The sequence below is a fragment of the Paracidobacterium acidisoli genome, assembly GCF_003428625.2.
Lineage (GTDB): Bacteria > Acidobacteriota > Terriglobia > Terriglobales > Acidobacteriaceae > Paracidobacterium > Paracidobacterium acidisoli.
On sequence record NZ_QVQT02000005.1, the window covers coordinates 463,387 to 486,129 of the forward strand.

A 22,743-nucleotide genomic window follows, 5' to 3' on the forward strand; every position below is an offset into this window, starting at 1 on the left:
GACTGTTAACCTGCCATGTCTATTGTTCTTCGCTCATTCTCCAAGATCAATCTTGGTCTTGCCATAGGTCCCACCCGCAGTGATGGTTTTCATCAACTGGCAACGCTCTACCAGACAATTGACGCCCATGATCGGGTCAGGGTGGAAGCTGTTCCCGCCGACGCAACCCATATCGCTCTCACCTCCAGCGATGAACGTGTTCCCACCGATGCGCGCAATACAGCCTGGAAAATTGCCGCTCTTGCGCTGAAAGAGTGGAATATTTCGGCTAAGGTACACATTCATATAGAAAAACGGCTCCCGGTACAGGGAGGGCTTGGCGCCGGTTCTGCGAATGCAGTTGCCGCGCTTATTGGCCTCGAGCGTGAGCTGGCGGCACACGGTATCCCTCCTCTGCCGGGAGCGAAAAAGAGAGATATTGCTGCAGGTGTCGGCTCGGACGTTCCGCTCTTTCTGGTGGGCGGCTCTGTTCTCGGGATGGGTAGAGGAGAGATTGTCTCTCCCCTGACCGATTTTCCGGTCATGGAATGCGTTCTGGCTTTGCCGGAAATCGGCGTCTCCACTCCTGAAGCTTTTCGCAACTGGGACCGGCTTCATCCCGGTTCCACCGCGGCTACGGCCGCAGATAATCCTTCATTGACCACATCGAGCGGGTCCTCTAAACTGGATACGTTGAGTCAGACTCTCACGGTAACACTTGGTGAGTCACACTCCTCCGGTGTCTTCTCTTTGGAGGAAGACCTGGCCGGGGATACGGGATCTCCATCGAGTATTTTTGATGGAGGGAAGAATCCGCTTTCCGCGCTTGTCCGAACCGGGATTGAAAACGACTTCGAAGAAGTTGTCTTTCCTAAGTATCCCTTTCTCGGCGAAATCAGGCGCGTTCTTGCGTATTCTCTCCACCCGGAGCATGCGGCTCATTATGCTGCACTTTCTGGTTCCGGATCGGCCCTGTTTGGGCTTTACGAAACTTCGGAAGCTGCAGAAGCTGCGGAAGTCCGGCTGGCAGAATTAGGAGTTCGATCGTTACGGGCAAAGACTTTACCCCGTGATCGCTACTGGCGCACCATGATTACAGAAAGCTGAGAAGCTTCTCTGGGTAATCGTTTGGAGTGGAAGGTCAATTACTGGGCGATCGACTAACGGTAGGTCAAGTGCCTTTGGAGCACTTTGTCCAGGTTCGAATCCTGGTCGCCCAGCCAAAAGGCTGAAATTGCATTTGTGGGCCGGATAAACATATCCGACAGGCGCAGGCAGGAAAATACCGGCGATTGTTATCGCCGGATAACGAAGATGCAGGGCAACCAGGAAAACCAGCCTGGGAGGATCTTGTGAAGAATGAATCGGCGGAAGAGGTATCAGCAGAGCTGGCGAGCACAACTCACATACCGGTGGCGGACAGTAATGGCAGCCGTCCAAGGCAGGCAGCGGAGCGCAGGCGTTCCCGGGGATTGGCCGAAGACAAGCATTTCAGAATATTTTCCGGCAGCGCAAACCGCGCTTTGGCTCTTGAAATCTGTAAGCACATTGGTGTGCCGCTGGGTGAGACCCGAATGCAGCGTTTTGCGGATGGAGAGGTGTATTTCCAGCTGCTCGAAAATGTTCGCGGAGCAGATGTTTTTGTCGTGCAGCCTACCTGCAATCCGGTCGACCAGCATCTGGTGGAGTTGCTCATTATGATCGATGCGCTCAAGCGAGCTTCGGCCGGCAGAATCACGGTTGTCGTGCCCTACTACGGTTATGCTCGGCAGGATCGCAAGGATCGTCCACGTGTGGCGATTTCCTCCAAGCTCGTTGCCGACCTGTTAACCACGGCCGGGGCTAATCGCGCTTTGTTTATGGACCTGCATGCGGCACAGATTCAGGGTTTTTTTAATATTCCCGTGGATCATATGTTTGCAAGTCCCGTCATGGTGAGTTATTTCCGGGAATTGAATCTTCCAAATCTCACCGTCGTTTCGCCGGATGCAGGAGGAGTAGAGCGGGCACGTTTCTTCGCAACCAAAATGGGAGCCCCGCTGGCTATCGTGGACAAGCGCCGCACCGACATTAATGTAACTGAAGTGATGCACGTCATCGGTGATGTTAAGGGCCGCACCTGCCTCATCATTGATGACATTGTGGATACTGCCGGCACTCTGGTTAAGACAGTCGATGCACTGCTCGAACAGGGTGCAACAAAAGTATTTGCATGTGCTTCTCATCCGGTTTTGTCCGGTCCGGCAGTTGAACGCATTGCCAATTCCAGATTGGAGGAGTTGGTCGTGACTGACTCGATTCCTCTGGCCGAGGAAGCAGAGAAGACAGGGAAGATTAAAGTTCGTTCCGTATCAGGTTTGCTGGCAGCGACCATTGAGAGTATTCATATGGAAACCAGTGTCAGCTCCCTGTTCAACTGATGCGGAAGTAGTACGTTGACGTTGATAAATTTTGTTTAGGCTCGGGTAAGACCGGGAATCTCAAAACTGCGGTGCAAGCCGCAAATAACGGAACCACTGGTTCAGAAAAGGGAGCGGGAAACAGGAACAGGAGGATTGGTAAAGTACCTGTCTCTGCTATGCCGTGCCCGAAGGAAAAGACAAATGATTGCACAGGAAGTTGTAACGGCCACCCCTCGCGAAGGCAAATTTAACAAGAACGCAGCCCGCCGCGTACGGGTCGCTGGCAAAATACCGGCGGTTGTATATGGAGCTGCAGAGCCTTCAGTGGCGATAGCCGTCGACCCAAAGCAGATTCAGCGCATTTTGCATTCAGAGTCAGGTCACAACTCGATTTTTGACCTGGAAATTGCTGGCTCTCCAGCCAAAACAAAGGCAATGATTGTTGACTGGCAGTACGAGCCGATTAAGGGCACACTCATGCATATCGACCTGAAGCGTATTGCCCTCGATAAGGCAATTCGGGTGGAAGTGCCGATCCAGCTCACCGGAACGCCGGTAGGCGTCAAGACGCAGGGAGGCATTCTCGATCAAGTGCTTCGTGAGGTCGAGATTGAGTGCCTGCCCGGCGACATCCCCAGCCACATCGATGTGGATGTTTCGAATCTTGCATTCGGTGATGTGCTGCGCGTTGCAGATTTACCCCATACCGGAAGTTTGAAATTTGTCAGCGATGAGAACAGCACGGTGGCGCACGTTATTGCTGTTAAGGAAGAAGCGGCACCAGCTGCCGAGGCGGCAGCAGCTCCTGCTGAGCCCGAGGTAGTGAAGAAGGGTAAGCAGGAAACGGCTGAAGCGCCTGCTGATAAAGGCGGCAAAAAGTAAGTGCACGCCGGGATCGAAGAGAGCAGCCGGGATGTGTTTCTGGTGGTGGGGCTTGGTAATCCGGGAATTGAATACCAGTTCACCCCCCATAATGCTGGCTTTCTTGCGATCGATCGCATTGCCGGTGAGTACAGCGTGGCAGTAGCGAACCGCCGCTGCCGCGCTCTTACCGGAAAGGTGCGAATGGCGGGCCGTGAGGTCATTCTGGCGAAGCCGGAGACTTTTATGAACCTTAGCGGAGTTTCTGTTGGTGCCCTCGTCGACGAATTCGATGTGGATTCCTCAAGAAATCTGCTGGTGATGTACGACGAACTGGATTTACCGCTTGGGGCATTGCGCGTGAAGCAGCGCGGCAGTCCGGCGGGTCATAACGGAGCGAGGTCTGTTTCATCTGTTCTTGGTGGTGGTGACTGGCCTCGTATCCGGATTGGCGTGGGGCCGGAAGAAGGAGTACGGGAAGATGCTTTCCGACGCGGGAAAGATTATCTTCTGACGCCGATGAGTAAACGGGATCTGGCAGCGCTGGACTCGGTTCTTGATCGAACCGTGCAGGCAGTGCGGCTTGTTGTGGAGCAGGGTGTGAGTGTTGCCATGAATGAATTCAACCGCCGTGACCAGAATGGTCAGGTGGAGTAGTAAAGGGCAAGTTACAGGGCAGAAAATTCAGACTGACCAGAACTGCAGACAGCAGTTGTGGCGGCTACGAAAAGAGAAGCAAAATGGAACGTTTCTACGAAGTAATGTTTATCGTCCGTCCCGACATCGAGGATGAGGAGCTTGACAAGCTGATCGCGGGCCTGGAGCAGACAGTGGTAAATGGTGGCGGAGTGGTCCGCTCTACCGAAAAGCTGGGACGCCGCAAGCTCGCATATCTGGTTCGCAAGTTCAGTGATGGCAATTATGTGCTGCTCACGATCGATGCCGATGGCGCACTCGTTCATGAAGTTGAACGCCGTCTTCGCGTTTCAGAGCCGGTGATCAAGTTTATTACCGTGCGTATGGACGAGGAAGAAAAACGCATTGGCAAGATCAAGGCAATTCGCGCGACGCGCAGGAAGCTCAGCGCAATTGCTCCGGCAGCTCCGGTAGTAGACGCGGTGGAGAGCTCCCCGGTCGCCGAAGTAACTCCGGCCAGTGCTTAAAACATTGCAGGAATCTCCGGCGTGCAGCCGGACATGAAAATATATCTTCGCAATCAGATTGTTGCGAAAAAGGACAGGAATCACATGGCTGATGAAACAACGATACAACGTGCTCCCGAGGGTGGAGCTTCCTCTTCAGGTGCTGGACCTCGTACAGGTGGGCATGGTGGACCGCGCGCTGGTGGCCCCGGCAACGCTGGAGGGCAGGGCGGCCGCAAATTCTTCCGTCGGAAGAAGGTTTGTAAGTTCTGCACCGAGAAGATCGACGCGATTCCTTACCGTGATGTGCGTCTGCTTCAGCAGTTCGTCGCTGAGCGTGGCAAGATCGTACCTCGTCGACTGACTGGTGTCTGCACGACACATCAGCGCAGGCTCACGAAAGCGATCAAGCAGGCACGTAATATCGCTCTGCTTCCTTTCGCAGCACGTTACTAAACGCTGGGCGAAAAGAACCACGCATAACCGGGAGAAAGAGCTCAGGGTTTCTCGATTGCCTCAGAGCTCATCGTTCTTCCTCGATTTTTCGGAGATGCAAATGGAAGTCATTCTGAAAGAAGACGTATCAAATCTCGGTCATCGCGGCGACGTGGTGAAGGTCGCCGATGGGTACGGTCGCAATTATTTATTGCCAAAAAAACTTGCTCTGGAAGCCACAGCAGCGAATAAATCAGTTGTCGAGCAGATGAAAGAGTCTGCTGTTCGCAGGTCGGCAAAGGAGAAGGGGGAAGCGGAACAGCTTCTCACTCTGCTTAATGATGTTGCACTTGTGTTTGAACGGCGGGTAGGCGAGAATGAGCATCTTTTTGGCTCAGTTACCTCGTCCGATATTGCTCATCAGCTTGAAGAAAAGGGATTCAATATCGATCGCCGGAAGGTGCAACTCGATGAACCGTTGAAATCGGTGGGAGAGTTCCACATTCCGGTTAAACTTCATCGCGAAGTGACGGCGCATATCAAGGTTACCGTTAAAGGCGAAGAGAAAGCCGAAGCTTAGTAAGTAAAAGATCGGAAAATGCGGGGCGATGGACCATCGCTCCGCATTTTCATTTCCAACCCTCATCGTTCGTGCGCATTGATTCAAAGCGTGATTCGTATTTTCTGCTGCTCAAAGATGCCCTTTCAGGCACGTAAGATCAGCCTCCCGACTTTCCACAGGATTTCGCTGATGCACTGCTGCCCGTCCTCACAGATACTTCAAAAACCATGAAAATTGATTGTGAGCGTCCTTGGTCCACGCAAACGGCCATTTTTGCAAGGTGCGGCAGATATTTTGAGGAATGGCATCCCTTATAAGATTTGTTAACAAGTCGAAGGCATGCCGGGGTACTATGCTGTGGCGGGAAAATTATGCTTCAGAGCTTCCGCAAACCACAGTCGGAGATCGACTCGAGATCAGAAAAGTACTGCTCATTGCAGTATCTGAGTATGAAAAGATCTGTGTGGAAGCGAGCAGCATGGATCATCTTTGTTTCACTGTACTGCTCAGGATCTCCTGCGATCGCCGTCAATCAGTTCGGCGTAGACCTTAATGGTCGCCCCATAAACAATCTCATGTCTGCGGGCACGCATGCAGTTGTGTTGCTTTTCGTTGCATCAGATTGCCCCATCGCAAATCGATATATTCCGGAAATCAAGCGTCTGAATCGGGAACTCGGTACGGCCAGCGTACGTTTCTGGTGGGTCTATCCCAATCCCCAGGACACAATGAACGTGGTCCGGCAGCATCAGAAGCAATTCGGCATTCCGGGCGACGCGGTATTGGATATTCATCAGCAGCTAACCCACATGGCTCGTGCAACAATCACGCCGGAAGCAGCGGTATTTGTTCCTGACGGAGCAGGAATGCGCGAGGTATATCTCGGACGCATTGATGATCGATATCTGGCGCTGGATAAGGAACGTCCTCATGCATTGCAACATGATCTGGAGCGAGCCATTCAAGCCGCCCTGGGCCACGAACAGATACCCCAGCCGAACGGTCCACCAATCGGGTGTTCCATCGTACCTCGTTAATGGAAATGAAAGCTTTTCGATGCATATTCGTGGTGCTGATTTGCAGCGTACCGGCCATTATGCCGGTCGCGACTCAGGCAAATGACACAGCGGAAACGTCGGTGACCTGGAGCCGTCAAATTGCTCCCATCTTCTATAAAAACTGCACTTCGTGCCATCATCCAGGCGGAGCCGGACCATTCAGCCTGCTTCAATATCAGGATGCTCTTCGCCATGGTCTACAGATAGCTGCGGTAACTCGGTCTCGTTATATGCCCCCATGGCTTCCAGAGCCGGGTTATGGCGATTTCGTAGAGAATCGCCGACTTAGCGATAGTGATGTGATGCTGATACAAAAATGGGTGCGGTCTGGTATGTCTCCGGGATCTCTCCAGGAGGCTCCGGCGCCACCTCGCTATGTTTCAGACTGGGTGCTTGGGAAGCCCGATTTGATTCTGTCAATGGAGCGGCCATTCGTCCTGAATGCTTCGGGAGCAGATATCTTTCGCAACTTCATCTTCTCTTATCCATTGCGGCAAACGCATTTCATTCGGGCAATGGAAATTCGCCCTGGAGTACCGCAGGTCGTGCATCATGCGAATGTACTCATCGATCGTACTGCTTCATTCAGGCATGAACATCCTCACTGGGAAGACGGCATTCCAGGCATGGATATCACAATGGATGCGGGAAATACGTTTGATCCCGAAGGTCATTTCCTGTTCTGGAAGCCGGATACTCCAGCTCTTATTGAAGAGCCGGAAATGCCCTGGCGGCTCGATCCAGGAAATGATCTCATTCTCAATATGCATCTGAAGCCCAGCGGGAAACCGGAGACGATCGTAGCCAGCATAGGCTTATATTTCTCGAAAGAATCAGCTTCAAAAAAGCCGATGCTGTTGCAGCTTGAGGACGATCATGACCTGGATATTCCGGCTGGGAAGCGCGATTTTATTGTTCAGGATGATTTGACTTTGCCTGTGGATGTTAATGTGCTCGGCATTTATCCACATGCGCACTATCTTGGGAAAAAACTTGAGGGATGGGCAGTACTGCCTGATGGCCGAAAGAAATGGCTTATTCGGATCTCTGACTGGGATATCGATCGACAGTCGGTATATCGGTACCGCAAGCCTGTTTTTCTGCCAAAGGCGACAGTACTCCACATGCGCTATCTCTATGACAATTCCGCCGAGAACGTTCATAATCCCAACTCCCCGCCAGTGCGGGTGAGAGCAGGAAACCGTTCTGTTGATGAAATGGCTCATTTATGGATTCAGGTCCTTCCCGCGAATGCCTCTCCAGGAACTGATCCTCGTCTTCTATTGGAAGAGGCCTGGATGAAGCACCGTCTGCAAAAGGAACCTGCAGATATAGTGGCTCTTTATAATCTGGCCTCAGCTCTTGTTGCATTGAGAGAGTATGGCCAGGCGACCTCGGCATATCGCAGATTGCTGGTTATAGAGCCAGACTCTGTGCGAACTCTGAATGGTCTCGGGACTGCACTTGAAAATGACGGTAATCGTGAAGAGGCAATGAAAGTTTACCGGCAGGCTGTTGCTGCTGACCCAAAGGCCTGTGATGCCAGATTTAATCTGGGAACACTTGAACTGAAAAGTGTTCAGTTGGCCGATGCTGAGCGCCAGTTTCTCGAGGACATTCATGATTGTCCCGAAGATGCAACCGCGTATAGCGGACTAGGTGTAGCTCTGGCCGGCGAAGGTCATCTCGATTCTGCTCGGGATCAGTTTCGGCATGCGCTGGCTCTGAATCCGCAGGAGTTTACTGCGCTATATCAGCTGGGAGAAATGGCTATCGAATCAGGAAAGCCGATGGAAGCAGCAGTCCTGCTTTCGGACGCGGTGAAGCAGCACCCTGACGATCTTGATGCGCGTGAACATCTGGCGCTGGCTTATGCGCAAAGCAATCGACTGGAAGATGCATTAACGCAGTTGCGTGTGGCTGCTGCGTTTGCGCCTTCGAATGCAGATCTTCATGCGCTGCTGTCGCAGGTGTTATCAGAAGCAGGCCAGCTGCAACAGGCAATCAAGGAGCAGAATATAGCGCTTCACTTGCGACCCGATGATGTTGATGGCTGGAACAATCTCGGTGTACTTGAGGCACGCACCGGAAGATCCATTGCTGCACGGTCTGATTTTTTGCGCGCGTTGCAGCTTGCACCGGATGATCCGCAGGCGCGTTCGAATCTCACCCATCTCCCTGCACACTGAACCTGATTAACCAACAGGGGGAGTTTCTTCGCAAAACTTCATGACAGCAGGAATTAGAAAGATAGAGATGAGGCCTGAAAGCTATTCAGTCTGTTCTTTCAAAAGAACAAGCTTCTATACATCTGTTTGTCAAATAAAACAGCGGTTGGTAACAAAGTCATTGGTGGAGGCGGCGGGAGAATGCAGAATCGCTTTGACCTGCTTAAAGAATCAGCCGATATTAAGGGGTAGCTTCTGTAGGCCCAATCGCGGAACAAATAAGTGCTCTAGGCACAGTGCTGTTCGCTCACCCAGACAACATCATCTTTATGGTCGATGTACTTGTTTGCTTTCCCGATCGTGACAGGCGCCAAACTATCTGCGAAGTGATCCGCCTGATCGTAATGAGGACGGATCATGAGTATTCCCGATTTGTCGATATAACCCCACTTGCCATTGAGGCGAACGGGACAAACGCCTTCGGAGAATTCTCCCACTTCTTCAAATCTGCTTTCTATGGAAAGTACGCCATCTCTTGTGATGAAGCCCCAGTATTTGCCTGTCTTCACAGCCGCCAGTCCATCACTGAAGATCCCTGCTATGGGATATTGGACGGGAATTGCGAAATCTCCAGCCTTGTCAATGTAGCCCCACTTCCCGTTGATTTCTACGGGAGCCAATCCTTCGTTATAGCCATTAGCGTTGTCATATAATGGTTGAATTGCGAAGGCTCCATTTGTCTCGATGAATCCCCACTTTCCTTTGAGTCGAACGCGAGCGCGTTCGTCCTGGAAGCTTCGTGCATAGTCGAACTGCAACGGTATGCCCAGGCCCGCATCCGGTCGAATGAAGCCCCAGAGATTACCTATCCTGACAGGGGAAAGCCCATAGCGGAAATTGCGAGCCTCATCAAACCGGGGCCGGATCGTCTCCACGCCCGATCTGTCAATGTATCCCCAATGGCCGCCCACCTCGACTGCGGCAAGATCTTCAGAGAAAGCCCAGGCATCGTCAAATTTGGGCTGTATGACAATCGTACCCTTGCGGTCGATATATCCCCATTTCCCGCATTGTTCTACTGGATACAAATGGACCTTCGTCCTTGCCCCACTGAGTCTCGTCGCACCAGAGGCCAGAAGCAGAGCAGAAAGACGAACAAAGTCGCGGCGCGTTGGTACGGGAACTTTCATCTTTAGGAAGGTTTGATGTAGTCGCCGGTTGGACTTCCGGCTGGGCACTGCATCGTCTGCCTCCAGAGTACGTGATTGCGATGATCGATGTAGAGAGATTGATCCCCTTGCTTGGCTGGCGCGAAGCCATCGATAAAGGAGTCCAATTCAGAATAAGACGGCTCCAGTACCAAAGATCCAGAAGGATTGATACACCCCCACAGCTTGTTCTTTCGAACCGGACAGACACCCTCACTGAATTCAGCGGTTTTTTCCCACTCCGACCTTATCGCAACCGAACCGTCCCTGCGCAGGAATCCCCACTTATCCTCAATCTGTACCGCGGCGAGCCCTTCGCTAAAGCTTCCAGCAGCGGTATATTGGAAGGGAATGACCGTTTGCCCTCTCTTGTCGATATAACCCCATTTCCCATTCAATGCCACTGGCGCCAGGCCATCGCTGTAGCCGCCTGCGCCATCGTATTTTGGCTCGATGGTGAACTTGCCGGCAGTGCCAATGTAACCCCATTTGCCATTTATCCGTACCCGTGCGCGCTCGTCCTGAAAACTCCGGGCGAGCTCAAACCGTTCCGTAAATGCATACTCTCCGTCGGGCCTGATAAAGCCCCACTCGCGCCCCATCCTTACCGGACTGATACCAAAATGAAAATTGCGCGCCTCATCGTACTTCGGTGGGAGAACGAAACCTCCGGAATAATCGATGTATCCCCAAAGCCCTTTCATTCTGACGGCGGCCAGGCTGCTGGCGAATGTGAAGACAGCTTCATAACGGCTTGCCACAGCCATAGTTCCCTTTGCGTTGATGAATCCCCAACGTCCACAGTTGTTGACCGGGAGTAACACTTGCGCTTCCTCGCCGTGGAGGGGGAGTTGTGAAGCCAATCCGGTTGCAAGGGCGAATTGGACGAAGCTACGGCGCGAGAGTGAAAACATACGGCATTCCTTTTATGTGTCGTGTGTCATTTTCATGACAATTGTGTGCCGGCCGGCGCATCCGTGATGTGTGGCCGTTCTTTAACAAACGGCCACGCTTGGAATATTCTCCCGATGAATACCTAAGCTTCAATAACTGAGCCGGAGACTCATCTGGAAGACACGCTGGGTGGCAGTACCCGTAGCTCCAGCGTTCAACTGCGTCGTGATTACACCAAAGTTGGTAGCGGACCAATTGGTGACCGGCAAGCCATACTGTGCGCGATTGAATATGTTGAAGCCGTCTGCTCGAAATTTCAGCGAGAACTTCTCGATACCCAGCAGTTCCTTTTCGAGAGAGGTATCCAGCTGCCAGGTTCCCGGCCCGCGGCCAGGATTTCGGCTCGCGTCTCCCCAGGTGTCCTTCGCCGGTGTCGCGAAAGCCGCGGGATTGATCCAATGCAGTGGAGACTTGCCTTCCGGAGGAGTGAGGGAGACACCCGCCACTCGGTCGGGACGTTGCGCCGAAGTTGAGTTCCCATCCAGCATCGACGAAGCGCTGCGAGAGACCGTCACGTTAAGCGGCAGGCCAGTCCGCGCCGTCGCCAGACCACTCAACTGCCAACCGCCCAGGATACGACCGCCTGCACCATGGGTGAAGTATTTTTGGCCATGGCCGAAGGGCAACTGGTAGACGGCGCTCGAGGTAAAGGAGGATCGGATGTCCTGGTCGCTGCTGCCGTACTCACAAATGCGGCAAGCCACATTCTGCGGGTAATCCTGCTCACCGCCGCCGGTTGAACCGTCATTCGTTGAGTGGGACCACAGATAATTTGCTCCAAGCAGCCAGCCTGAAGCGAACCGCCTGTTCAGAGTGGCCGACAATCCGCTGAAGTTGCTGTTGTTGCCCATCTTCTTGTAGTCCACCTGGCCAAACCCTGCTAATGGTCGCGTGCCTGTGGCGGGATTGATTACGTTGACATAGGTTCTCGAAGTGATGTGCGCCCCATGATTACCGATGTAGCCAATGTCGGCAAGCATCTGGAGTGGCAGCTGTTGCTGCACGGAGACTCCCCACTGATCGAACTGTTCATTGCGCCGATCGCGGGCAAGACCATGCGGCGCGTTCGCGGTGGAGGCGCCGAGAGGGATGAATGTATCAATGGGATAGCTCAAGGTAGGAAATTGGGTGCTTGAAAGAGCAAGGCTTGTGGTCAGATTGTTCAATGGACCTGTAAGATCGCCGAGCTGTCCCTCCCCGTAGTAAAGACCGTAGCCTCCACGCAACACGGTCTTGTCATGCAGAAAGGCTGGTGCCCAGGTGACTGCCAGGCGAGGGCCGATATCGAGGGGATCGGAATTGTAAAAGGCGCTGCCGAGAGGACACGAGCCACCGCAAGTGTATGGGTCGAACGGCTTGTCACGCCCCTCTACCTCTGAAAACACCCCGTAGTAGTCATAACGGAGACCCAGGCTCAGAGTCACGTTGGGGCGAAACTTGTACTGGTCCTGAATGAAGCCGTAGTACTCAGTCTTACGCACGCCCTGTGTGGGTACAGCAGCCGCCACGCTGGCGGAGTTCATCGAATTTACGGAGAACTTCGCAATGCTGCTGTAAGAGAACACCGTCGTGGCGGAATTGCCGAGATTGATCTCGACGCGCCTCAAGCCCGCGCCGGTTGTGATGCTGTGCCTGCCGAACGAGCGGTTGACCGTATCTCCGAATGAATACGCTGTCGAGCTTTGTGTTTGTTCCAGGTTATCCTGCAAAGTCGTGAACCCGGATACCTGAAGCTCGTTTGGAAATATGCTGTTGTTCTGTGTGACAAAGGGTGTGCGGTTGACTGAAAACCTGGTTTCATTCAGCAGGGAAGATCCGAAGATGTGCTGCACGGAAATCAACCCGTTTTTAGGGGCGTCCAGCGTATTCACCGTATCGCGCAAATACCCGCTGCTGTCCCCGAGTGGCGCCTGCAGCCGGCCCTGGTCGAAGTTGATGCGAAGGAAGGCTGAAGTCTTGCTGCTGAATTGCTGGTCGATGCGAGCCAGGCCGAAGTCTTCGTTCTGAACCTGACGGCCGCTTCCCGTCCAGTTGTTCACATTGAGATTGCTCGTGGGCGCTGTCCCCGCGGGATAGGCTTGCAGAAGCGGTTGAAGCTGCGGTTCGACCTGCAGAGTTTGTTGGATAAAGGAAGAGCTCGGCACAAGTCCTGTCAACGGTTGCGCGACCATCTGGCGTAAACCTTCGTAGTTCAGGAAAAAGAAGGTATGGTCTTGAACGATCGGCCCCCCAAGGCTGGCGCCGAATTGGTTGAGCCGCAGAGGAAGTTGTGATGTCGAGAAGAGAGCGCGCGCGTTCAATGCATCGTTCCGCAGGAATTCGTAGAGACTGCCATGCCACTGGTTGGAACCGGACTTCGATACAATGTCTCCCTGGCCTCCCCCAACCCCTCCGAACTCTGCCGAATAAAGGGCCGAATTCACGCGAAACTCTGCGATCGATTCCGATGAAATCTGAATGCGAAGATCGGATTTTTCCGACTGCCGCAAAATGCCCGTTGCGTCCACTCCATCGAAGAGGATTTTGTTGTCGTCGAGGCCGTGTCCGGCAAATCGGATGCTGGTCTGGTTTCCGCTGCCGGTATTGATGGCTCCAGGAACGAGGACCATGAGCCCTGCCCAGTTCCTGCCGTTAATGGGAAGATTCTGCACTTGCTCCTCCCCAATGACTCCGCCTGTACTGGCGTAGTCTCTGTCGAGGGCCACGTCCGAAGCGTTCACTATTACTGTTTCAGCGGCCCTGACTACGCCGAGCGCAACATCCAGCGTCCTCGTTTCGCCGACGGTGAGCGTGGCGTTGTCCACTTGCTTCTGCTCGAGTCCGGTCGCACTCACGGTCAGCGTACACTCACCCAAAGGCAAGCCTGATAACACGTACTCGCCCTCACTGCTGGACTCTACGGTGCGGGTAAAACCAGTCTGTGGAAAATGTACAGTCACGGTCGCCCGAGGAACAACGGCCCCGTTTGGGTCCGTCACTGTGCCCTTCAAATTGGCGCGGTCAACCTGGGCTGGCAGCGGAAGAGCGGAAAGAATCGCTCCCAGGAGGATCAGCGCGAAATAAAGGCTGCGTGGCTTCATAGGGTCACCTCGTCGAATGTTGTTGTTCTCTCGAATTGCGGCCCGCGCGAACAGACCGATGATCTATTACATGAAGGTCGCTGCCTGACTATTCAACACGGCAGGCGACGAGCTTTCTGTGGAAGATTCGCCGTCGGCGTTGTGAATCACTGCAATAACCAGGACTCTAGGCTACGTACCTCAAGACAACCTCATTTTCTGAAGTCGTAACCAAACATTAACGACGCGCACGGCGATGTACGCCTACGCTCTCGTCATGCGTATCATGATCGTCGATGACAAAGTGCGGATGGCTTCTCTTCTGCGGCGTGCGATGGAACGCGAGGGCTATCTGACGGTGGTGGCCCACGATGGTGAGACAGCTCTCAAGCTTGCATACGAGCATCATCTGGACGCGATAGTCTTGGATGTAATGTTGCCCGGGCTGGACGGTTTTTCTGTCCTGCAGCGTCTCAGGGAAAGCGCGGTCGATACGCCTACTATCTTTCTTACCGCCCGCGACACCAACGGAGACATCGTGCACGGGCTCGACCTGGGAGCAGACGACTACCTGACAAAACCTTTCGACTTGAAAGTGTTGCTTGCCCGCCTCCGCGCGCTGACGCGGCGAAAGGCGCCCATACATCCAGGCTTGCTCCATGTAGGCAATCTGGTTTTGCGGAGCGACCTTCACAGCATCGAGTGCAGCGGCGAAATGATTGCCCTTACTCGCACCGAATTCGCTTTGATGGAAACTCTCATGCAGAACGCAGGACGGATCGTTAGCAAGGAGATCCTTGTCGAAGCAGGTTGGGGACTCGGCGGAGAGATGAATGAACACAATCTCTATGTCTTCATTGCATCGCTTCGAAGCAAGATACAACTGTCCGGTGAAGCTGTATCGCTGCAGACAGTACGGGGCGTCGGCTACCTCTTAAGATCCGGTGTCGCTTAATGCGGGGCTTTTCTATTAGCCTTCGGCTTGCTGCGTGGTATTCCTGCATTCTCTTTTGTGGCCTGGCGATCTTCGGGGTTGTCATGTGGTTCATCCTGACGGGTTCGCTCACTGCATGGAAAGACCGCACTCTCGAAGAGCGAGCCTCGCGGGTAGAATCACTCCTGGGAGCGCTTCCACCCAGGCGGTCTGATATGGCCCTGCCCGAGTTGGATGAGCTAGTGGGCATCCTTCCAGAGGGCCAGCTCATTCAAATTGTAGGTATAGACGGAAGGCGTCTCTTTCCGCTCGATCCGAATCTTCTTAGAGACTCTCTTGGTACTCTGATTTGCCCGGCTCCCTCGATTGACAATCCTACCGTTGGCAATGGGATGTATCGCAGACTTTGCCGCCCCGTGAATTACGAAGGAAAACCCAGCTATCTCGTCGTCAGTAGTTCGCTACTCGAGGACCAGACTCTACTGCGCAGTTTCACATTCTGGCTGTTCGAGATGATTCCGGTGTTGCTGGCTGTTTCAAGCCTTGGTGGATACAGCCTGAGCCGTAGAGCATTGAAACCTGTTGCCCTCCTGATCTCGGAAGCCCAGAGCATCACGGCACAAGATCTCTCACGCAGGTTGCCAGTGCCCCAGGTCAAGGACGAATTGCAGCTGCTCGCCCACGCCTGGAATGAGCTGCTTTCCAGGCTCGAGGTGGCTATGCGCAGGGTCACACAGTTCACAGCCGATGCATCCCACGAACTTCGTAACCCAATCGCATATATTCGCGCTACAGCCCAATTCCATTCGCAAAATGTCGACTTGGATGAGATCAGCCGCGACGGCTTCCTGGAAATAATGGAAGAAGCGAGAAGAGCGGGAGAGCTACTTGAGAATCTTCTGTTGCTGGCGCGCGCAGATGTAGGTCAGATCTTACCGGAAGTATCCGATGTAGACGCGCGCCCCCATCTGGAAGCCGTTTGTGACCGCATCGAGCCATTGGCCAGAGCAAAGAACCTGAGTCTGGTCATGGGATTTGCGGCTGCTGACCATCCTTTGATCCTTTCTATCGATGTCTCTCATCTCCGTCGCCTGGCCCTGATACTGCTTGACAACGCAGTGAAGTACACCCTTCCAGGTGGAGCAATTCGTATTGATTGTGAAATTGCAGACGGCTTCCATTTGCAGGTATCGGACACGGGGATCGGAATACCTCAGGAGGCTGGGTCACGTATCTTTGACCGGTTCTATCGAGTTGATACATCTCGCGCAGACGACAATCCAGGCGCTGGTCTCGGTCTCGCCATTGCCAAGTGGATCGTTGAGCTTTATAGCGGTGAGATTACGGTCCAAAGTGACCTGGGACGTGGAGCGACATTTCGGGTTCGACTACCACAGCATAGCGTTAGCCCTGCTGAGTGATTCTGATCGTTGCAAACCTTCCCGCGTCTGCCTTGCAAGCTGTCGGCGGTCCTGCCTGCAGACCGAACAGAATCGCGAGAAGCGCTCGATTATGGTTGTCGGCAGGGATTTTGACCGTTGGGCACCGTAATAGTGCGGAACGCACGAGCTACTATAAGCCGATTATCTTAAAAGGGTGCATGATCGGCTTTGTGGCGGTCTCTTCTTCTCGCCTCGCGCGTCTCTGGCAAAAACTGTACAAAGAACGAAGCAACTTAAGAGAGTTAAATTATTTAATTTATGAACGTTAGTATGGTGGAGGCGGCGGGAGTCGAACCCGCGTCCGAAATCGCAGTCAAAAAAGAGACTCCATGCTCAGTCACGTTCCGAAGATGTCGCGCAGCGCGCTCAGAACGGACAAGATGCGCGCATTGCCAGACCGTGAATTTCATTCTCTCGACCCGGTCCAGCCGGGAGAACCAGCCTGCTGTGCGACGTCCTCTCGAAGCCCACAGGCGAAGCCGCGGAAGACGGCAACTTAATTAATTAAGCTGCGTATGCGAGTTGATTGTTCGCAATTATTGTTTTCCAGGCGATTACGGGTGCCCAGACCCCGGCATGCCTCTTTCCCGCAGACGATCCCGTCGAAACCGTGACGCCCCCAGACCTGTCGGGCATGAGGATGGATGTTTGCCGTACTATCTCCATTCTACTCCTAAAGCAATTCAACGTTTCGCAATAGCAGCAAAAGGACATGGCATCTGTACATCGTGGACTGAAACTCCCGGGATCAAAAGTCTGCGATTACATTCCACTCAGGGCATCAAGATCGATGCTTTCATAATCCTGATGTTCGATACCTTCGCGGATCTGCTTTGGGCTTTTGCCAAGCTTCGTCATTTTATAAGCGTAAGCACCCTCTTTCGCGCAGGTAGAGCAAATGGCTCCGTGGGTTCCCTCAAAGCAGCTGTGCAGACTTTTGTGACCTAGAGCGCGGTCGCAGCGGCAGTAACAGGGCAATTGATAAAGAACGCCCGGTACCTGAGCTGCTTCCTTATAAACAATGGTCTGCCACTTGTAGTGGAAATAAGGTCCCGTGAGCTGCCTGCCTGAGAGGATGTGCGGAAGCTCCTGTCTGCTGGTCGGAGGCTGCGGATGATACGCCGGGATGTCGTCTGCTGGATTAGACCACTGGGCATAACCTGCTATGGTCACCAGACCCAATGCCAGGCTGACGAGAAGGCGCTTCATGGGTTTACTCCTGTAACAGCGTCTTGGAAGATATTACGCTATGCGGGCATATCTGATTGCGGAACGATTTCGATCCTGTCCAGCGATCAAAATTCTTCTTTAAAGAAAACCATACTTCATCCGTTTTGTCGTTCAATTGTCGGAAAAAGCGACGGCTGAAAAGAAAGTTCTTTTTCATTACTGAGCCCGAATGGTCCTTCTTAAATTTATATTGAGATGTATTTGCCTTAATTGTCTTATTTTGAGCAGGTTGCATGGAATACTCCCCGCAGTGCAAGCCTGTTTTTGTACCTGAAACGGTCTGATCTTCACGACCTTTGTCGATGGAGAGGGTCTATTTTTATGGAAATTGCTTTAAAGTTCATCGTTCTCGTTATTCACGGCATCACCGGCGAGACGAGCCTCATCCCAAAACATGCATATGGCTCCCAAAGTGCACTCCATCACGCCAGGAAAATTAGAATACTGATATGGCCTTACGACTTCGTCCTCTGCGCGCAGTTTTCAGTCTGTGCCTTGTTGCCACCGCCCTGGCGCATGCCGATTCAGCACAATTTGATTTGGCTGGTCCGAAGCTGGACGTAAAGGTAAGCCGGGCAGGGAAGACGCTGCCCATCGGGGAAGTGCCGAATCTTGAAGCCGGAGACCGGTTATGGATCAAGGCGGATCTGCCGGATGGGCAATCGGTACGCTATCTGATGGTGGCCGCCTTTCTGCGGGGATCGACGAATCCTCCTCCGGAGGATTGGTTTTACCGTTCGGAGACATGGAATCGGAAGGATGCGGAGGGGCTGAACATCACCGTACCGACAGGTGCGCAGCAGGTGCTGGTTTTTTTGGCTCCGGAGACAGGTGGAGATTTCAAAACGCTGATCAATGCTGTCCGGGGGCGTCCCGGTGCATTTGTGCGGGCGTCTCAGGACCTGAATCAGGCATCGCTCGATCGTGCGCGGCTGGATACCTATTTATCCGCTGTGCGCGCGGTGAACTCCAGCGATCCGGAAAAGCTGAAAGATACTTCGGAGTTGCTGGCGCGAAGCCTGGCGATAAAGCTGGACCCCAAATGCTTCGATAAGGAAACGGAGCAGCAGGCTCCCTGTCTCATGCAGGATCAGGATTCGCTGATTCTGAACGATGGCCACAGTACATCGATTGTGGAGGCGCTGACATCCGGGCCGGCCGGCGATCTGGGGATGCAGCTGAGCTATACGCCGCAGGCAAATTACGGATATTACAGTCCATATATTGCATCCGCTATGGATATCGCGCGGATTCTGGATAGCTTTCACACGGCGCAATATCAGTACATACCCGCACTGGCCACGCAGCATGGTGACCAGCTTTTTCTGATGCTGAATACTCCACCGTCCTTTCACAATCCAAAGTCGGTACTGGTGGTAGCACTGCCTGCGGTGGAATCGCCGCAACCGCCGCCATTGCATCCGGTGGATCCGAAAGAGGTCTATTGCGCTGAGAAAACTTCATTGATATTGCCGGTAGAGGGGGCGCCGCTCGTCTTCTCGACGGGGTATGCGCATGATGTAACGCTGCACCTGACAGGCAAAGACGCCAAGGTAATCGATATTCCCGCAAAGGCCGACCCGGAAAAAGGTGGCTTCGTGGTAGATACAAAGGGATTGAGTTCCGCGAAGTTCGGTGACAGTGTGAACGCGTCAGTACATGGGTTCTGGGGATTCGAGAAATATGATGGACCGGCTTTCCAGCTCGAGAGTTCACATCCACAGAAATGGGAACTGTCCTCTGCAGATGAGGGCTCGTTAATTGTAGGCAGAGAACAGGTCGTGCATTTGCAGGCCGAAAATGCAGGCTGTGTGGACAGCATTCTGCTGAAAGATCCATCAGGCAAAGAATTGAAGGCCAGCTGGAAGACAACAAAGCCGAATGAACTTGAGGTGACGCTGCCGCTTAAGGAAGCGCATCCTGGAGCATTGACGTTAATGGTGCAGCAGTTTGGTGTGGGACAGGCTGAAAATGTGCCGTTGCATGCTTTCTCGGAGGCGGGGCATCTCGATAATTTCACGCTGCATGCGGGTGATGTCTCTGGTTTGCTGAAGGGCAGTCGCCTGGATGAAGTGGCAGGATTATCGCTGAAGGGAATTGAGTTTACGCCTGGAAAATTCACATCAGCGAGTGCAGGTGATGAGCTGCGGATGACGGCGAAAGACGGCAAGGCTGCGGCCGCTCTGAAGCAGGGCGACTCTGTTACGGCCAAGGTGACACTGAAAGATGGCCGAACACTCGATCTTGCTGCGACGATTGATGAGCCCCGGCCAAGCGTGGCATTGATCGGTAAAAGCGTTCAACCTTCGGCGGCCAACGCGGGTAGTAACATCCAACTCGCTGATCAGGAGGAACTACCGCAGGACGCCAAACTGACGTTTTCGGTGCGTGCACAATCTCCGCCCGCGTTTGCGCGTGGAGAAAAGCTGGAAGTGGCGACAGCAGATGGAACTTTCACGACGACTCTGAGTCTTGAAAACGGTGGTCTGACGCTGGAAGATGCAAAGGTCGCGCTGGCAACACTGGATCCGGCAAAACTCTTTGGGCCGTCTGCATTCGGGCCGCTGCAGTTTCGTGTAGTAACAGGCGGAGCGACGGGGGACTGGCAGCCTTTGGCGACGCTGGTTCGGCTGCCTGTACTGCGCGATCTGAAATGCCCGTCTGAGCCTGATCAGGCGTGCAGGCTGAGCGGCTCGAACCTGTTTCTGGTGGACGCAGTGGCGAGCGATGCGAAATTTGACCATCCTGTCGAAGTTCCTGAAGGTTTTCCGGGATATGTGTTACCGGTACCGCATCCGGTGGGCGGACAGCTTTATGTGAAGCTGCGGGATGATCCGTCGATTGTGAATCAGGTAACTCTGGCGGCGCAGGAGCCTCCAAAGCCACCGGTGCATGCGGAAAAACATGCTCCGCCTCGCCCGGCTTATAACGGCGATCAGGCGATATCAGGAAATTCGGAGGCCGAGTCGCCATCTCCCACTGGTGCACAGACAAACGGCAATGGCTCGTCGAAGGGGGAAACAGCGAAGCCGGAAACCGTCCAGCCACCCTCCGGCCAGGCGCAATCACCGAGTCCCAGTCAGCCGCCCCAGAGTATTGCACAGCCTTCAGGAGCGCCTCAGCCGCAAGGTAATTACCAGCAAAAGCAGACCACTCAGCCTGCTGCGGGTTCGGCGTCAGCCCCGGCCCCACAGTTCTGATTCGACCCTGATTCGGCCTGCAATGGCCCTGCCCGCTGGTTCTCTGTTTACCAGGGTTTTTCGTCGTTCCTGAAAAGCTTTTAGCAGTGCGGAAGGATAGTGTGAAGGGCCTGAGATGATTCCGGTGCTGCCATACCTTCAGGCAGTAAGTAAGATGAGGGCATGCAGCAAGGTCGAGCCAGCAGAACAGCGCTGCGAGTGGCAATGCGGCGTGCCGCCCATCAGTTGTATGACGAACCGCTGGTGTTTCATGATCCGCTGGCGCTGCGCGTTCTTGGTGAAGAGGACGCTGCCAGGGTTCTGAGTGAGACAGAAGCGGAACGGAACACTCCATGGGTGCGGGGAATGCGCGCATTTATGGCTGTGCGCAGCCGCTTTGCGGAGGATGAACTGGCAACGGCCATGCTGCGTGGCGCACGGCAATATGTAGTGCTGGGGGCAGGGCTGGATACCTTTGCCTGTCGTAATCCTCATGAAGATCTGATGGTATTTGAGGTGGATCACCCGGCCACCCAGGCATGGAAGCGATGCATGATCGATGCCGCAGGATTTCAGATTTCACATTCTGTGCGATTTGCTCCAGTTGACTTCGAGCGTGAGACGCTGGCGGAAGGTTTGGCTGCAGCCGGGTTTTGCGCAGACAAGCCGGCTTTCTTTTCATGGCTGGGCGTGATCCCATATCTGACAGAAGCTGCAGCGATGGCGACGCTGGCCTGCATAGCGGGATTACCGCAGGGCAGTGGTGTGGCCTTCGATTATGCTATGCCGCGGGAAAGTCTGGGCGCAACGGAGCAGTCCACATTCGATGCCCTGGCGGCGCGAGTGGCAGCCGCAGGGGAACCATTCCGGCTGTTTCTTACGCCGGAAGATATGGAATTGTCATTGCGGACAGCGGGATTCAGCGCCATAGAAGATCTGAACTCCGTGGCGATCAACGAACGATATTTTGCAGAGCGAAAAGACGGATTGCGGATACGAGGGACTATGGGCCACCTCGTAAGTGCATGGGTATGAGGCGCAATCGATCTGAATTCCACGTCAACGAGTCAGAATGACTCAGTGACGCGTAAAGATTGATCGGAAAGCCCTCCCTGTCAGATATGGAGACAGCGCAGAGAGGGATGCAGGCTACATATTGGTGTGGCCGGCGCGCATTTCCTCATTGAATGTCGGCTTTATAAAAGCAAGCGCTTCCGTGAGTTTTGCTCTGTACTCATCGGAACGGGTAAGAAGTTGCGGCGTGGCGGATGCAAAATCGCCGGAGAGAGTGATGAGGCCTCTTCCGGAGAGATCAGCTGCCATGCGGGTCAGTTCTTCTGAAGTAGTGTTGAGATACTGCGCGTCGCGCGGGTCCGCAATCCAGACCGGCCGGTTTCCACCGAGAACGCCGGAGAGCCAGTATGCCTTGAGAGCGAGGAAGTCAATGCGGCTCTGATCCGTCGTATCGGTGAAGAAGAATTTCTTCTGCCAGCGGCTATAGTAGCGCGTGGTAACCGGAACCGGCTGCCGATTACCGCTCTTCAACAGCTCAAGCTGGCCCTGATCGAAGGTTTTGCGGATGGCATTATAGATGAAGCTCTCCGCGTACGGCTGTTCAGGTGCGGGGACAATCTCAGCGAAGGTCACGGTCATGCTGGCCGAGATGAGTGTATGAAGCGGCGAGCCCTGACCATCTTCGAGACGCGCAGTACCGTGAACGATATACGTATCGGCTCCCGAGGAAGAGCGATGAAATGGCCAGTGGAAATCACCGAGACTGATAGGCAGGCCGGCGAGAGTGACATAAGCATCAGGCCGTGGATTGCGCAGCCGCAATGCGGCATGACGCAGATGGCTGATCATCTCCGGAAGCAAACCGGGCTTATGGAAATCAAAGGTATCGCTCAGCTCGAGCTGCAAAGTGTGCACAGCTGGTGCATCAGCGCTTAATCCGAGACGGAACCGGGCGGTTGGGCGCTGGCTTAGATCAGCTCCGGCTTCGGCGGAGAGAACGGTAAGTCCGGCTTCGCGCGCTGCAGCGCTCAATGTGTCAGTCAGAGAGGTCTGGAGATTGGTGCTCATAGTCTTTCAGATTGAACTATTCCATTTTAAAGCGTTTTGATCCTGCTG

18 protein-coding genes, 1 tRNA gene and 1 other RNA gene are annotated in these 22,743 nt (G+C 53.9%); 14 read left to right on the forward strand and 6 right to left on the reverse strand.

The features are described 5' to 3' along the window. Positions 1 to 15 precede the first annotated feature (15 nt). The 10 genes from ispE to D0Y96_RS20800 all read left to right on the forward strand — a co-directional run bounded on the left by ispE (position 16) and on the right by D0Y96_RS20800 (position 8,628). The gene (ispE, locus tag D0Y96_RS15840) at positions 16 to 1,086 is read left to right on the forward strand and encodes a 4-(cytidine 5'-diphospho)-2-C-methyl-D-erythritol kinase (RefSeq protein ID WP_117301798.1); all 1,071 of its coding nucleotides are present in this window, start codon (positions 16 to 18) and stop codon (positions 1,084 to 1,086) included. Positions 1,087 to 1,128: 42 nt separating this feature from the next. Further along, positions 1,129 to 1,202: transfer RNA gene (locus D0Y96_RS15845), tRNA-Gln, on the forward strand. Between the two features lie 189 nt (positions 1,203 to 1,391). Next, on the forward strand, positions 1,392 to 2,399 hold the full coding sequence (locus tag D0Y96_RS15850) for a ribose-phosphate diphosphokinase (RefSeq protein WP_434090780.1): 1,008 nt from the start codon (positions 1,392 to 1,394) through the stop codon (positions 2,397 to 2,399). A 183-nt stretch (positions 2,400 to 2,582) separates the two neighbouring features. Next, positions 2,583 to 3,263, forward strand: coding sequence for a 50S ribosomal protein L25 (locus D0Y96_RS15855; protein ID WP_117301803.1), 681 nt, complete (start codon positions 2,583 to 2,585; stop codon positions 3,261 to 3,263). Positions 3,264 to 3,296: 33 nt separating this feature from the next. Further along, a complete protein-coding gene (pth, locus tag D0Y96_RS15860) occupies positions 3,297 to 3,899 on the forward strand; it encodes an aminoacyl-tRNA hydrolase (RefSeq protein WP_117301967.1) in 603 nt (200 codons plus the stop codon). An 83-nt stretch (positions 3,900 to 3,982) separates the two neighbouring features. After that, complete coding sequence (gene rpsF / locus D0Y96_RS15865; protein WP_117301805.1) at positions 3,983 to 4,405, forward strand: 30S ribosomal protein S6; 423 nt, start codon at positions 3,983 to 3,985, stop codon at positions 4,403 to 4,405. Between the two features lie 84 nt (positions 4,406 to 4,489). Then, positions 4,490 to 4,840, forward strand: coding sequence for a 30S ribosomal protein S18 (gene rpsR, locus D0Y96_RS15870; protein WP_117301969.1), 351 nt, complete (start codon positions 4,490 to 4,492; stop codon positions 4,838 to 4,840). Between the two features lie 100 nt (positions 4,841 to 4,940). Next, positions 4,941 to 5,399, forward strand: coding sequence for a 50S ribosomal protein L9 (rplI, locus tag D0Y96_RS15875; protein ID WP_117301971.1), 459 nt, complete (start codon positions 4,941 to 4,943; stop codon positions 5,397 to 5,399). A gap of 353 nt (positions 5,400 to 5,752) precedes the next feature. Continuing rightward, entirely contained in the window at positions 5,753 to 6,418 is a 666-nt protein-coding gene (locus D0Y96_RS15880; RefSeq protein ID WP_117301808.1) for a thioredoxin domain-containing protein, read from the forward strand. Positions 6,419 to 6,519: 101 nt separating this feature from the next. Continuing rightward, the gene (locus tag D0Y96_RS20800; protein ID WP_158562429.1) at positions 6,520 to 8,628 is read left to right on the forward strand and encodes a tetratricopeptide repeat protein; all 2,109 of its coding nucleotides are present in this window, start codon (positions 6,520 to 6,522) and stop codon (positions 8,626 to 8,628) included. 266 nt (positions 8,629 to 8,894) lie between these two features. On the opposite strand, the gene D0Y96_RS15890 is transcribed toward D0Y96_RS20800, so the two are convergent. From D0Y96_RS15890 to D0Y96_RS15900, 3 genes are all read right to left on the reverse strand, one after another. Beyond that, the gene (locus tag D0Y96_RS15890) at positions 8,895 to 9,695 is read right to left on the reverse strand and encodes a WG repeat-containing protein (protein ID WP_158562430.1); all 801 of its coding nucleotides are present in this window, start codon (positions 9,693 to 9,695) and stop codon (positions 8,895 to 8,897) included. Positions 9,696 to 9,799: 104 nt separating this feature from the next. Next, positions 9,800 to 10,729, reverse strand: coding sequence for a WG repeat-containing protein (locus D0Y96_RS15895; protein ID WP_117301816.1), 930 nt, complete (start codon positions 10,727 to 10,729; stop codon positions 9,800 to 9,802). A gap of 129 nt (positions 10,730 to 10,858) precedes the next feature. Beyond that, complete coding sequence (locus D0Y96_RS15900) at positions 10,859 to 13,849, reverse strand: TonB-dependent receptor (RefSeq protein WP_117301819.1); 2,991 nt, start codon at positions 13,847 to 13,849, stop codon at positions 10,859 to 10,861. Positions 13,850 to 14,114: 265 nt separating this feature from the next. Between D0Y96_RS15900 and D0Y96_RS15905 the strand changes: the two genes are divergently transcribed. Both D0Y96_RS15905 and D0Y96_RS15910 read left to right on the forward strand, forming a co-directional pair. Continuing rightward, entirely contained in the window at positions 14,115 to 14,783 is a 669-nt protein-coding gene (locus tag D0Y96_RS15905; protein WP_158562431.1) for a response regulator transcription factor, read from the forward strand. A gap of 194 nt (positions 14,784 to 14,977) precedes the next feature. After that, a complete protein-coding gene (locus D0Y96_RS15910; RefSeq protein ID WP_158562432.1) occupies positions 14,978 to 16,183 on the forward strand; it encodes a sensor histidine kinase in 1,206 nt (401 codons plus the stop codon). Positions 16,184 to 16,475: 292 nt separating this feature from the next. Here the strand turns inward: D0Y96_RS15910 and ssrA are convergent. Beyond that, positions 16,476 to 16,825, reverse strand: a transfer-messenger RNA (tmRNA) gene (gene ssrA, locus D0Y96_RS15915). A gap of 141 nt (positions 16,826 to 16,966) precedes the next feature. Continuing rightward, the gene (locus tag D0Y96_RS15920) at positions 16,967 to 17,413 is read right to left on the reverse strand and encodes a CYCXC family (seleno)protein (RefSeq protein WP_117301826.1); all 447 of its coding nucleotides are present in this window, start codon (positions 17,411 to 17,413) and stop codon (positions 16,967 to 16,969) included. A 974-nt stretch (positions 17,414 to 18,387) separates the two neighbouring features. Between D0Y96_RS15920 and D0Y96_RS15925 the strand changes: the two genes are divergently transcribed. Then, a complete protein-coding gene (locus D0Y96_RS15925; protein ID WP_147325096.1) occupies positions 18,388 to 20,634 on the forward strand; it encodes a hypothetical protein in 2,247 nt (748 codons plus the stop codon). Between the two features lie 162 nt (positions 20,635 to 20,796). Further along, positions 20,797 to 21,648, forward strand: a complete 852-nt coding sequence (locus D0Y96_RS15930) for a class I SAM-dependent methyltransferase (RefSeq protein WP_117301834.1) — start codon at positions 20,797 to 20,799, stop codon at positions 21,646 to 21,648. A gap of 114 nt (positions 21,649 to 21,762) precedes the next feature. Here the strand turns inward: D0Y96_RS15930 and D0Y96_RS15935 are convergent, their stop codons facing one another. Next, positions 21,763 to 22,695, reverse strand: coding sequence for a hypothetical protein (locus D0Y96_RS15935; RefSeq protein ID WP_117301836.1), 933 nt, complete (start codon positions 22,693 to 22,695; stop codon positions 21,763 to 21,765). Positions 22,696 to 22,743 lie beyond the last annotated feature (48 nt).

Bases quoted from the DNA above. Each gene is read 5' to 3' on its own strand.
- D0Y96_RS15930 (WP_117301834.1), top strand. From the start codon at position 20,797: ATGCAGCAAGGTCGAGCCAGCAGAACAGCGCTGCGAGTGGCAATGCGG.
- D0Y96_RS15935 (WP_117301836.1), bottom strand. From the start codon at position 22,695: ATGAGCACCAATCTCCAGACCTCTCTGACTGACACATTGAGCGCTGCA.
- D0Y96_RS15905 (WP_158562431.1), top strand. From the start codon at position 14,115: ATGATCGTCGATGACAAAGTGCGGATGGCTTCTCTTCTGCGGCGTGCG.
- rplI (WP_117301971.1), top strand. From the start codon at position 4,941: ATGGAAGTCATTCTGAAAGAAGACGTATCAAATCTCGGTCATCGCGGC.
- rpsR (WP_117301969.1), top strand. From the start codon at position 4,490: ATGGCTGATGAAACAACGATACAACGTGCTCCCGAGGGTGGAGCTTCC.
- D0Y96_RS15910 (WP_158562432.1), top strand. From the start codon at position 14,978: ATGGCCCTGCCCGAGTTGGATGAGCTAGTGGGCATCCTTCCAGAGGGC.
- ispE (WP_117301798.1), top strand. From the start codon at position 16: ATGTCTATTGTTCTTCGCTCATTCTCCAAGATCAATCTTGGTCTTGCC.
- D0Y96_RS15900 (WP_117301819.1), bottom strand. From the start codon at position 13,849: ATGAAGCCACGCAGCCTTTATTTCGCGCTGATCCTCCTGGGAGCGATT.
- D0Y96_RS15855 (WP_117301803.1), top strand. From the start codon at position 2,583: ATGATTGCACAGGAAGTTGTAACGGCCACCCCTCGCGAAGGCAAATTT.
- rpsF (WP_117301805.1), top strand. From the start codon at position 3,983: ATGGAACGTTTCTACGAAGTAATGTTTATCGTCCGTCCCGACATCGAG.
- D0Y96_RS15895 (WP_117301816.1), bottom strand. From the start codon at position 10,729: ATGTTTTCACTCTCGCGCCGTAGCTTCGTCCAATTCGCCCTTGCAACC.
- D0Y96_RS15880 (WP_117301808.1), top strand. From the start codon at position 5,753: ATGCTTCAGAGCTTCCGCAAACCACAGTCGGAGATCGACTCGAGATCA.
- D0Y96_RS15920 (WP_117301826.1), bottom strand. From the start codon at position 17,413: ATGAAGCGCCTTCTCGTCAGCCTGGCATTGGGTCTGGTGACCATAGCA.